Consider the following 10630-nt stretch of genomic DNA (forward strand, 5'->3'; position numbering starts at 1 on the left):
AAGCAACCAGGCACTCTTTTAAAAATACAGAATGAGCTGTCTTCTTTAGTATTGCCTTTTTGACTGTATCTCAGAATTAATTTTCATGGGAGTTATATAAGTTTGTTCACTTCTGCTCGATCTACGGATTTATACACCAATTAGACTTTATCCGACAAAACCATCTAGATACAAGAATGAGTATGTATGTTATGCTTTTTTCAACAAATAACATATGCTGGGAACTCCAAGACTTTTCTTAGTCACCTCCCCCATAGTGGAAGGGAGGCAAAGACCTTATGTCTTTTGACCTTGCAAGAATAATGTTAACTACCTTAAAGCAGTATTCCAACTGTGAAATTTCATTAACTTTTAATGACAACAATCAGCAGCCCGTATTGTCTGTTTGTTACAAAGAAAAATTCTTCGAAGTAACAAATATCCAGACACTTGTTGTTGACAGATACGAAAATATAGAATCTACAATCGTAGCTATTGATAATGTAATAAAAGATAATTTTCAAAAAACCTCGATTTAATTTGAGGTTTTTTGCTTGTACATTTTAACTACTCCAATCTATGTAATTATATGTTTTCACTAACGCACCTTTCGATTAAGTACAATAATAACAATTTGGCTTGATATACAAAGTCGGTTCTTTAACAGACAGTACATAGAAAAGAACTTCAACAATAAAGTCATTTTCTCCTCTTCAGTAATTTATCTGTTATTGAAACAAAGAAAAAGGCTGCCTAAGCAACCATACGTTCTTCAACTAATGCACCCGTTAGTTGAACAAGAAGAAAAAGGGAGCTGAATGGTCCTCTTAATAGTCTTAAAAAGACACCAATTTTCTGTCTTTTTAAGTTTATATATATCATTATTGGCTTAACCTTTTGAACTTTTGAGAACTGACATTTCCTCTTTGGTGAGGTGTATCTTTTATATTTTTACTATCTATTTTCTGTTTTGGGCGTTCCTTCATTTTCTCTTCGAGACCTTTTATGATTAAGTTGCAAGAGATAATAGTGACAGCAAAAAATAAAAGTGGAGAAATAACAACCCAAGGTGCAAGAGAGATGCGATAGTATCCCTTCCCGACTAATCCAGACCATTCATTTGATAGCGAAATAAATTCATTTACGCCTTGTTCTAACGTGACCATTTCTCTCCCACCTAAAAAGATACTTAAAACAGCTATCTGAGCAAAAAGAGAAAGAACTTGCACAACCTGTTCCATAAAGAAAACCATCATTCTTGGCAATAAGTAAGGTTTTAATTGTTTAAATAGTAGCCTGGACCGAGAAGCTCCCATTAATTTAGAGGCAGTAATATAATCCTCTTGGAGTTGTAAATGTATTTCTTCCCCTAACATTACAGAAATCGGCAGAAGAGCAATGACAATGAGTATGAATACTTGGTAACTAATATACTGTCCCCGGGAAATACCATCTATGAAATCAATAGGACTTAACATTATATAGGCAAGCAACGCAGTAGGCACATAGTAAAAAATCTGAAACACTCCATTAAACCATTTTTTATAAGGAATGAGCCAGTATGCATATACTATACCGAAAATCAAGCCCAATATTAACCTCATAAAACTAATGAAAAGGACCAGTATGATCGTATATTTCGCTCCTTCTAAAATCAGAAAGAATATATTACGGCCTAACATATCACTTCCTAGAGGTGGCGCATCTAATGGGGAAAAGGGAGGCTTACCAACTAGCTTACCATTTTCGTACAACAATGAGAGCGGTTTTGGAATGCCATCTTCAAAAAACCAACGGAGAGAGAAGCTGCATATAAGTAGAACAAGCAAATATAATAGTCCAAACAGGACTCTTTTTGACCGTAAATATCTCATTGTTCCACCTCCCCCATTCCGGAAATCTTTGCCACAAAGTACAATGTACACTTAAAGAAAAAGAAGAAAGGCACATATATTAAGATGATACCAATGGCCATTATTTCCGGAATATTTACATTATATTTGATAAGATTCATTATTCCATCCATATTGAACATTATCTCAAGCACAAATAAGTTAGACAATAGAAAGAGAAAGATGGTTTTTGAATGATAAAAAAGGTGAATCAAGACATTCCGCAAAATATGTATCCAGAGAATATAGGATTTCGTGAATCCTCTTCCGTTCGCAAACTCAATATAGGGCTTAACCGTTTCTTCTTCTACCTGAATCACAAAAAATTTAAACAATTGTATAAGCGGCAGAATGGATAAACATAAAATAGGCAGTATATAGGACCGGTCATTAGGAACAGAAACGATATCAAATAACAATAAATTGGTTTTTTTGAATAACCATATAACAGAAACTTGGGCAACGGCTACGATCAGAATGTCAGGTAGCGATTCCAGAATAACCAGTGTATTCTGTATACCCTTTTTAATCTTTACAGACGATAATGTATATCCATAGCTTAATACTATAGTAATAATTAGTGAAAATAAGAGAGCAGAAAATAGAATGAACATAGAGTATCCATACCGCTCAAAAACATCTGGAAATAGCGATAAAATTTTCCCTGATTCCATTACGTAAGAAGCATCATTGATTTGGAACAAGTTTTTACAAGTTCCTATAACACTTTCTATATAGGAATTGAGATGAAATCCAAAAACATCTTCCTGTACAATTAGAGAAGGAAGACAAACTATCAAAACAATACAGACCATTGTGACCAAGAGCTCTAATACGTTACTTCTTATATTTTGTATCATTAAATCAATCCAACCCAATTTGTTCCGTAGTTCTTAATTTGTCATTCGCAAATTTAACCGTAACTCGATATTTATTTTCCTTATCCCAAACGTAATATGCTTGATAGCTGCCGTTAGAATTTTTAGTTCCAATTTCTGATATTAGTTTCCCTTTGGAACCCAAAACATTAATAACTTCCTGATAACTCATACCTTCCTTGAGTTTCGCGTAGTTGGCCAATGTAATACCTGGCTTAAATGTTTCTTCCGTTTTTGTTTCAGTGCTGTTATTGCAAGCCGCTAAACTTAACAAAAGTCCACACACAATAATTAAACTCCCTAAATTTTTGTACATATGTCCACTCCCTAATTTTGTTCTATTACTTATAAATTTTACCACTAAATCCCATTTTAATTTAATTGTTTAGAAATTTTCTATTATTTTTACATATTCTATTTATATAACACAGGTAATATCCTTACTCCCCAGAACTTCTTTGGTATTGTGATACATAATTCTTATATAAAAAGAACTCCTAGTCGGAGTTCTTCACTTTTTTATGATTAATTCTATTTGTGGCTAAACCTATATTTAAGAATGATAACTACCAAAAGACTGTGGACTTAATATTGGAGAATATAAAAGGAACAGAACCGTTTTAAGCCTTTCAAATGATCATAAGAGGATCATAAGAAGATGGCTTACATCATAAGATTGTTGTCAGAACTTAAATTGCCATAAAATTTACATACTATAATGGGCTTGTAGCGATTTATTGGCTTGGGCTACTGTTTCGATATTTATCCGAATCAATAAAACGTTGGTCGTATTGCTCCATAAAGAGAAGTGTCACAAGACCAATAATATTCGATAGACCAATTACCCCGATAAGAATACCAATAGAAATCATAATTAACAACACCGATTTTTTTGATTTTTGTAATAATCAAAACGTCAGCCCCTTTGTCGAAATGATTAGTTTACCGACTCGACAGCAACCAATAACCCCTATGTGATTCCGATAATTTTCTTCCGTATGTTTATTCCTAGTTGGCGAAATAAGAAGCTGCCGAAGCAGCTCATGGCTAATTCGACTAACGCACCCGTTAGCTTTACAATGTTTCACAATCTTTCATTAATTTCCTTGTTAATTGAAAAATACCGGTTTCCATTAAATTTTTTTGTAATCTTTTACTATTGTCTGAATAGTAATAAATGCTTCTTTTGCTGTCACTTTATCAGAATCTTTTTTAGCATCATATGTTATCAATGCTTTCCATAGAGCCCATCCTCGTGCTCTATTCCAAGTTGCTTCGTCCAAATTCATTTCATTCTTGAACACTTTTCTACTGGCATCATCAAAGAAAGTCCAGGCTATTGCTGCATCACAAGAAGGGTCTCTACTCCTAAAATACCAAAATCAATAACTGCACGGAGCTGTCCATCTTTAACCAACAAATTCCCTGGTGCTATATCACCGTGTACCCATACAGGCTTTGATTCCCATTCAGAATCTAAAGCTAACCACCATATTTCACTCAACAAACCTTCATCAAAATCCTCTTTGTTGTTCTCAATAGCATTTCGAGATTCCTCGTTATAAATAGATAATGAACCACCTCTATAAAAATTATGCTTACCAGCTAAGGGGCCTTCGCTAGCATCGATGGCTTGTAACTCTTTTAAAAATAACCCCAAGTCTTTTGCTATATGATTAAGGTTTTCAATATTGTAATGAGATAGGGGTTCTCCCTCAATCCATTTATAGACGGACCAGGACCAGGGATATTCTTCATTCGCATTTCCTTTTGCTATTGGAATAGGAATTGGTAATGAAAGTTTTTCAGCTAATATCGGAAGCCACTTTTGTTCTTTTTCTACTTGTGGAGCATAGCCTGCTGAACTAGGTAACCTTACACTCATATGATCACCTAGATGAAATGTTCTATTATCATTTCCGGCATTTTTTACAGGTGTGATATATAAATCAGACCATTCTGGAAACTGCTGGTATATTAGTCTTGATACTAATTCTATACTTATAATCATTATATAACTCACCCACCCTTTTCTAATCCTAATAGATATTTTCTTCCTCAACACTTTGAAATCCTGCTTCAACGAAACTGCCCGTTAGCTGAATAACAAAAATTATCTTCTTAAACTAACGCACCCGTTAGTTTAAGAAGATACAGTTACTTTCTGATTTGTATAATAACTTACACCACTTTCCAGATCGTCTGTTATTTCTTCTACCTACCAGGAAAACAGCGTAAGAATTCACTATAAATTAAAGTAGAATAAAGTTAAGAAGATATCTTTTCACACAAAAAGAGGGGTTCTTAAAAAATGGTAATGGATAAAGGTAAGTACATAAAACGAAAATTACTAACCACGTACCTTTCCACCACCCTTGTTTCGATGGTACTTAGCTTTTTTTATTTCTTTTCCGATCCGGATCAAATGCATAACCGAGGAACTGAATTTATAGGTTGGTTTTCAATCTACTTTACATATGTTGGTGTCATAATGTTGATATATGGAAACGCAGTATCAATAGGGGTCGACTATTTACAAAAGAAATGGTTCAGAAATTGTGATGAATTGAATGTTTTACTAGTAGGTATATTTGGTTTAGCGAATGGAGTCCTATTTCAAGAGATGTCATTTGCTCTGTACGGAATGATAGCGGCGATACTATATAGTGCGATTGACAGATGGTTAAAAAAGGGCCCAGAAAGAATCGTTAAGTGGACAATCATATTGCATGTAACGATTTTAGCGTTGTTATGGGGCTATCTCCAGTTAAACTCGGAACCTTTGCCCGCATTTACTGGATATAAAGCAGTTAAATTTGCTACAACCGGATCTGGAACGAACATTGACTTTTTTCCGAAGAAAGTTGGCATTTTTGAAAGAGAGGTCCACGGATATTCTGTAAAGAGAGAAACAGCGGTACGTGAAGTTAAAAAAGGTGAAGTGTATATCGTGTCTTTTATAGAAACTTGGGACGATGGTAAACAAGACGGAAAGTACGTCCTATCTTTTAAAGTTGAACGAGGTAGTATGGGTATTTATGAAGACAAAGGAGATACGCCCCCCTATTACAGCTCAGAATGAAAGGAACAACAAAGTCCTTCTTGAATTACCTCTATATTAGAGTACTTTTAAGGTGGGATTTTCTCAACAAAGACCACATTAAAATCAACAAAAAAATTAAATAAAGGTTTTTTTGACACGGATCTTAATCTTGAGTCTCCTCCAGCATATCTAAGAGCTGGCCTACCTTAAAGTGGAACGAAAGAAAAGATCTACTCCCTATGGAATTAATGCAGTAAAAGCTGCCGTAGCAGCTATTCCTTCTTCAACTAAAGCACCCTTTTTTGAAGACAGCTGCCTACAAAAAAAGCAAGGCCCGATTGGCCCTGCTTGTTATTTGACTATTACTTTTCCAGCCATTCCTTCTTGAAAATGGTACCGACATATCAGATCATATGTACCGGCCATTTTTGGTGTTACGGTATTGGTTATTTCTTTTCCCGGCTGGACTTCGACGTCAATTCTGAGCTTTTCCACTGTGAAGGTGTGCTTTTTCTTACCTTTGTTTTTCAATAGCAACGTAGTCGTTCTTCCATTCGGAATAGTGATGGCTTTCGGATTAAAATAATCATCATTCAATTCGACCTCAATCGATTTCACTGACATAGGCTGTGTTACAAAGCCGGATTCGGCAAATACTCTGAGTGAGCTTGGAGCTGCCACAACCACAATCATAGCAAGTAAAACCACCAATCCAGTTAACCACTTTTTCACAGACATTCGCAATGCCTCCTTTCCTAAGACTATTTTTTTCCAATTCACAAAATATTATCACTATAAATTCTCTTCAACGTGCTTCTATAGTAAATCTTTTAAACAGTGACAACGAAAAAAGATCTCTAATGGCGATCTTCTGGAATCCATTCTTCTTCCATTTACCTGCCCCGTTAGTAAAATAACAAAAATGCTGCCGAAGCAAATTTTATCTCTTAATTTGCTTCAACATTGATAAAGTTAACAATTGGATTTTTTTACGCCTATAATCCAAGCATATTGTTTAGGGATTCGGGCTTTTCTTTCCAGGCAGTCCGAGTATTCCACAATAAAATTTTCTCCCCCTCTTTTTCAGCCCTATTAGTGAAACAATAAAAGGCTGCCGAAGCAGCCATACCTTCTTGACCTAATGCACCCCACATACAACATTTTTTTAAAGAGGAAGGACACATTATCCTCCTTCCTTAATAATAAGAGAGATTTTTTATGCGATAAATCTATATAATCCTCTCTAATGGAATCCCCCACTTTTTCTGTCATTTCCTGCGGTCGATAAGGCATGCCATTTTTCAGCCACCATTCCACTACACCTACGAAAGCATTTGCAATTTCCAATGAAAGAGCAAACCTCTTACGGCTATCATCTTCATGGTTCCATACATAAAACAAAAAAGCTACATCATATGGCAGCTGAATTGATTTAATTTACTGCTTTGGTCTTGAAAGATGAGCCTCAAATAAATCTATAATTTCCAAAAATCTTTCAGCTTCTCTAAATGTATGATCAGCGAGGAGTGGATGAATATTACTTTTAATACGACAAGCCTCTATTAAATCTCTTGCCGTTTTCTTAAAATCCCTTAATGAAACTACTGAAACTCTATTTTGATCCAAGAATTGATCCATGATTGGAACAGTTTCAGATTGTGGACGCATAGACTCCAAATCAACCGCCTGGAAAACTAGTTGATCGAAATCATGGCTAAATTCTCTCGCCTGTTCCACTAGCTTTCTTTCTGAAGGATCTAAAAGATGTCCGATAAATTTGGCATGGTCAGCCATAATCCTTAAAAAGAATAGATTCTCCTGGATAATCGTGTCAGGTTGGGGGGCTAGTTTTCCTTCATTGAGATCTTTTAATCTGTTAGCAAAATAAGCTGCTTCTCTGCTAACATGGTCAATTAATAATGGAAAGTTATTTGAGCGGATTTCACAACGTAAAGCTAACCCTAATACTTTTCTCTTGTAGCTCCAAATCGCAACAGCTGCTTGATAAACCTCACTGTTAAAAGCTTGAATTTGACGTATATCCGCGTTTACAGTAAACCTTGCCAACTTTTCCTCTATTCGTTCAAAAAGAGTGATGAACTGCTGGGCTTCTTCAATCAATTGCTTCTGTTCATGGGTAAATCCCAAGCTTAAAAATAAAGCATGTTCTTTCATGATCCGCGACCAAAATTGAATTTCGTCCAATGATCTCATCACAATTGGATTCGCCATTATGTCTCCTCCTTATCAGCACACCTCCTTCTCATACTTATGTATGTTTATCAGCCCTTATTCTTGCAACTCCATAGGACTGTTTGTCCTAAGATACTTTTTTCGCATCTTGGCTGCTTAGTCAAATCATATGGACCAAACTGCCTTCTATGACCTTCCTGTTAGTGGAACAACAAAAAAGCTGCCTTAGCAGCCAAACTCTCTACAACTAACGCTTAAAAAGGGCATTCATCCTTCATGGACCAATGCCTTGTTAGTTTTTTTAAGATATAGCCAGCCGATTCGGCAGACGTTTAAATGATAATTTATGATGTTAACTTTAACCCAATCACTGCTGCTAAGATAATTCCAATAAATGAAATTCGTTTCCACTCTTTTGGTTCATCATAAAACAACATTCCAATAATGGTGCCACCTATTGTCCCAATGCCTGTCCAAATTGCATAGGACAGCCCCAAAGGTAGGCTTTCCATGGCTAAAGCTAAAGAACCAAAACTTAGTATCAATCCAATAATTAATATCATGTAGGATTTTACATTTCCAAATTTATTAACGAGATTCATACCCATTACACCAACCACTTCAAATATTCCAGCTATCACAAGAAATATCCAACCCATCTACACGACACCTTCTTGCTTGTCTGATTTCTTAGTGACAAGTTTTAGACCTAATACTCCAATTAGGAGTATTAAAATGAAAAATATTTTTGTCCAACTAAATGGTTCTCCAAAAACAATCATATCAACCAAAACAGTCCCAGCTGTTCCTATACCCGTAAAGACAGCATAAACAGTAGCAACAGGAACCGCTTTTGTAGCTTTTATTAATACAACAAAAGAAAGATAGATAAGAAATATCGTGCCAGCCCAAGTAATACCGTTAGTTGAATGCTTCAACCCGATTGCCCAAAATATCTCAATAAGACCAGCTAAAATAACCAATGCCCAACTTCGACTCATTAAATTTCCCTCCAAATACGATTAATCATTTGAAAGTCCACGCCAATAAAGATACCAAGAGGCATCAAATCTTTTCTGCAAACGTTCAGGACCTCCATATAACATTTCAACGAATATCCCATCTAATACTCCCATGAATGCAGCAGTGGCTCGTTGTCTACCTATGGTTGAACTAATTTCTCCTACTGTCATCGCTTTTTCAATAATTGGAAGTAATTGTTCTTCTAACTTATCCAGGTATTCATAAACTTTTTTCATTACCTGATCATTAAGATGCCTTGGCGGAAAAAAAGCAGTTCGAATCCAAAACTTTGTAGAGTCATGCTTCTCATATCGTTCTTTATATTGCAAAAGGAAATCAAATAAGAACTCCTTTATAGGTCGAGATCTGTTTCTTTCTATAAAATTTGTTACGAATCTTAATTCGCTCTCACATGCATCCTTGCATAACTGAAGAAAAAGCTCATCTTTTCCTTTGAAATGAGCGTAAATAGATTGCTTCTTAATTCCTACATCTTCGGCGATATGTGCTAGCGATGCACCTTCATACCCATTTTGTGCGAAATGATTTAAAGAAACTTCCTTAATTTGATTTGAAGTCACATAATTACCCTCCCGAACGGTCGTCAGTTAAATTTAACATCAAATCTTTTTTGAGTCAATTCATATTTTCCTAACAAAATTAAAAAAACTTTCGTTAGAAATCCGGGGTAATACATTTATTAAAAAACAGGTGCACTACCTGCTGTTGGTAATACACCTGGTCATTGAGTATCATTGGGTACTTAATTCTGCAACGTTCTTCTTATCTAAACGGTCTTTTAAGAACTCTTGAGGTATTTCTAATTCTCTTGATATTTTTTGAATCTCTTTGCATGTTAGTCATTATAAGTTTATCATTTCTTAGTAGCCATACAGATTCATAACAACACAATAAAGAAGGCAAGCCAGTTTAATAGGCTCACCTTTATCTATATAATGAAGAAATGAAAACGAAGCAAGTTAACCACGTCTTCCTCCTCTTCCACCTCGTTTACCTTCAGTGTTACGTTTTAGAGAAGTTAAGCTCTCTTCACTTCTCTTTAAGAATTGAGACATTTTATCTTCAAAGGTTTCTCTTGGTTTAAAGGTACCTTTAGAACGATCATTCCCTCTTCCTTGAGTTGGGCGAGGACGCTGTTTATTAGAAGATTGCCCTTCAGGTTTATCGATGGTTTGCTTTATGGATAAGGCAACCTTTCCTTCTTTCTCACTTAACACTTTTACTTCAACCATATCGCCAATTTTCAGATGATCATTAACATCTTTTACATAACTATCAGCAACTTCACTGATATGCACAAGACCCGTTGTTCCTCCAGGTAATTCTACGAATGCTCCAAAATTAGTGATACCAGCTACTTTACCTTGTACCTTACTTCCTATTTCAATAGACATTAAAATAATGTGCCTCCTCGATATGTTAAAAACACTTTATTATAACAAGGGGATGGTGTAATATCAAATTAAATATTTTATAGATAGGAACGAAGCAGCCATATCAGACTTCAACTAACGCACCCGTTAGCCAATCATGCAGCACTGCTGCACCACAGAATATGAAAATGGGTTTCCTGTCCATACTGATCTTACGGCTAGGAGAGG

General features: G+C 35.5%; 11 protein-coding genes and 2 pseudogenes. 2 read left to right on the plus strand and 11 right to left on the minus strand.

Translation table 11 applies throughout. The features are described from left to right. The first annotated feature begins 278 nt into the window (after positions 1-278). Positions 279-518, plus strand: a complete 240-nt coding sequence (locus tag JOC77_RS20800) for a hypothetical protein (RefSeq protein WP_204548475.1) — start codon at positions 279-281, stop codon at positions 516-518. A 342-nt stretch (positions 519-860) separates the two neighbouring features. Here JOC77_RS20800 and JOC77_RS20805 read toward each other — a convergent pair whose 3' ends face one another. The 4 genes and pseudogenes from JOC77_RS20805 to JOC77_RS20820 all read right to left on the minus strand — a co-directional run bounded on the left by JOC77_RS20805 (position 861) and on the right by JOC77_RS20820 (position 4760). Further along, complete coding sequence (locus tag JOC77_RS20805) at positions 861-1853, minus strand: ABC transporter permease subunit (RefSeq protein ID WP_204548478.1); 993 nt, start codon at positions 1851-1853, stop codon at positions 861-863. After that, positions 1850-2731, minus strand: a complete 882-nt coding sequence (locus JOC77_RS20810) for an ABC transporter permease subunit (protein ID WP_204548481.1) — start codon at positions 2729-2731, stop codon at positions 1850-1852. The genes JOC77_RS20805 and JOC77_RS20810 overlap by 4 nt, the downstream gene beginning before the upstream one ends. Positions 2732-2735: 4 nt before the next feature. Beyond that, positions 2736-3065 carry a hypothetical protein gene (locus JOC77_RS20815; protein WP_204548484.1) on the minus strand — a complete coding sequence of 110 codons (330 nt, stop codon included), beginning with the start codon at positions 3063-3065 and terminating at the stop codon, positions 2736-2738. A gap of 817 nt (positions 3066-3882) precedes the next feature. Then, positions 3883-4760 (minus strand): annotated as a pseudogene (locus JOC77_RS20820) (aminoglycoside phosphotransferase family protein). 300 nt (positions 4761-5060) lie between these two features. On the opposite strand from JOC77_RS20820, the gene JOC77_RS20825 reads away from it, so the two are divergent. Next, positions 5061-5831 (plus strand): hypothetical protein, encoded by a 771-nt coding sequence (locus JOC77_RS20825; RefSeq protein ID WP_204548487.1) that lies wholly within the window; start codon positions 5061-5063, stop codon positions 5829-5831. 312 nt (positions 5832-6143) lie between these two features. Here the strand turns inward: JOC77_RS20825 and JOC77_RS20830 are convergent, their stop codons facing one another. The 7 genes and pseudogenes from JOC77_RS20830 to JOC77_RS20860 form a co-directional block, all read right to left on the minus strand. Next, positions 6144-6530: a cupredoxin domain-containing protein gene (locus tag JOC77_RS20830; RefSeq protein WP_204548490.1), complete on the minus strand. Its 387-nt coding sequence runs from the start codon at positions 6528-6530 to the stop codon at positions 6144-6146. A 491-nt stretch (positions 6531-7021) separates the two neighbouring features. Beyond that, a pseudogene (locus tag JOC77_RS21675) lies at positions 7022-7133 on the minus strand (TetR-like C-terminal domain-containing protein); the annotation flags it as partial. 96 nt (positions 7134-7229) lie between these two features. Beyond that, a complete protein-coding gene (locus JOC77_RS20840) occupies positions 7230-8024 on the minus strand; it encodes a DUF2935 domain-containing protein (protein WP_204548493.1) in 795 nt (264 codons plus the stop codon). Between the two features lie 305 nt (positions 8025-8329). After that, positions 8330-8644: a DMT family transporter gene (locus JOC77_RS20845; protein WP_204548496.1), complete on the minus strand. Its 315-nt coding sequence runs from the start codon at positions 8642-8644 to the stop codon at positions 8330-8332. After that, on the minus strand, positions 8645-8986 hold the full coding sequence (locus JOC77_RS20850; protein WP_204548498.1) for a DMT family transporter: 342 nt from the start codon (positions 8984-8986) through the stop codon (positions 8645-8647). A gap of 21 nt (positions 8987-9007) precedes the next feature. Further along, a complete protein-coding gene (locus JOC77_RS20855) occupies positions 9008-9589 on the minus strand; it encodes a TetR family transcriptional regulator (protein WP_204548501.1) in 582 nt (193 codons plus the stop codon). A 399-nt stretch (positions 9590-9988) separates the two neighbouring features. Then, positions 9989-10423: a S1 domain-containing RNA-binding protein gene (locus tag JOC77_RS20860; RefSeq protein WP_204548503.1), complete on the minus strand. Its 435-nt coding sequence runs from the start codon at positions 10421-10423 to the stop codon at positions 9989-9991. Positions 10424-10630: the final 207 nt, after the last annotated feature.

The organism is Peribacillus deserti (assembly GCF_016909175.1).
Lineage (GTDB): Bacteria > Bacillota > Bacilli > Bacillales > DSM-1321 > Paraperibacillus > Paraperibacillus deserti.

Coding starts and splice junctions, on each gene's coding strand:
- JOC77_RS20800 (WP_204548475.1), top strand. CDS start 279: ATGTCTTTTGACCTTGCAAGAATAATGTTAACTACCTTAAAGCAGTAT.
- JOC77_RS20805 (WP_204548478.1), bottom strand. CDS start 1,853: ATGAGATATTTACGGTCAAAAAGAGTCCTGTTTGGACTATTATATTTG.
- JOC77_RS20810 (WP_204548481.1), bottom strand. CDS start 2,731: ATGATACAAAATATAAGAAGTAACGTATTAGAGCTCTTGGTCACAATG.
- JOC77_RS20815 (WP_204548484.1), bottom strand. CDS start 3,065: ATGTACAAAAATTTAGGGAGTTTAATTATTGTGTGTGGACTTTTGTTA.
- JOC77_RS20825 (WP_204548487.1), top strand. CDS start 5,061: ATGGTAATGGATAAAGGTAAGTACATAAAACGAAAATTACTAACCACG.
- JOC77_RS20830 (WP_204548490.1), bottom strand. CDS start 6,530: ATGTCTGTGAAAAAGTGGTTAACTGGATTGGTGGTTTTACTTGCTATG.
- JOC77_RS20840 (WP_204548493.1), bottom strand. CDS start 8,024: ATGGCGAATCCAATTGTGATGAGATCATTGGACGAAATTCAATTTTGG.
- JOC77_RS20845 (WP_204548496.1), bottom strand. CDS start 8,644: ATGGGTTGGATATTTCTTGTGATAGCTGGAATATTTGAAGTGGTTGGT.
- JOC77_RS20850 (WP_204548498.1), bottom strand. CDS start 8,986: ATGAGTCGAAGTTGGGCATTGGTTATTTTAGCTGGTCTTATTGAGATA.
- JOC77_RS20860 (WP_204548503.1), bottom strand. CDS start 10,423: ATGTCTATTGAAATAGGAAGTAAGGTACAAGGTAAAGTAGCTGGTATC.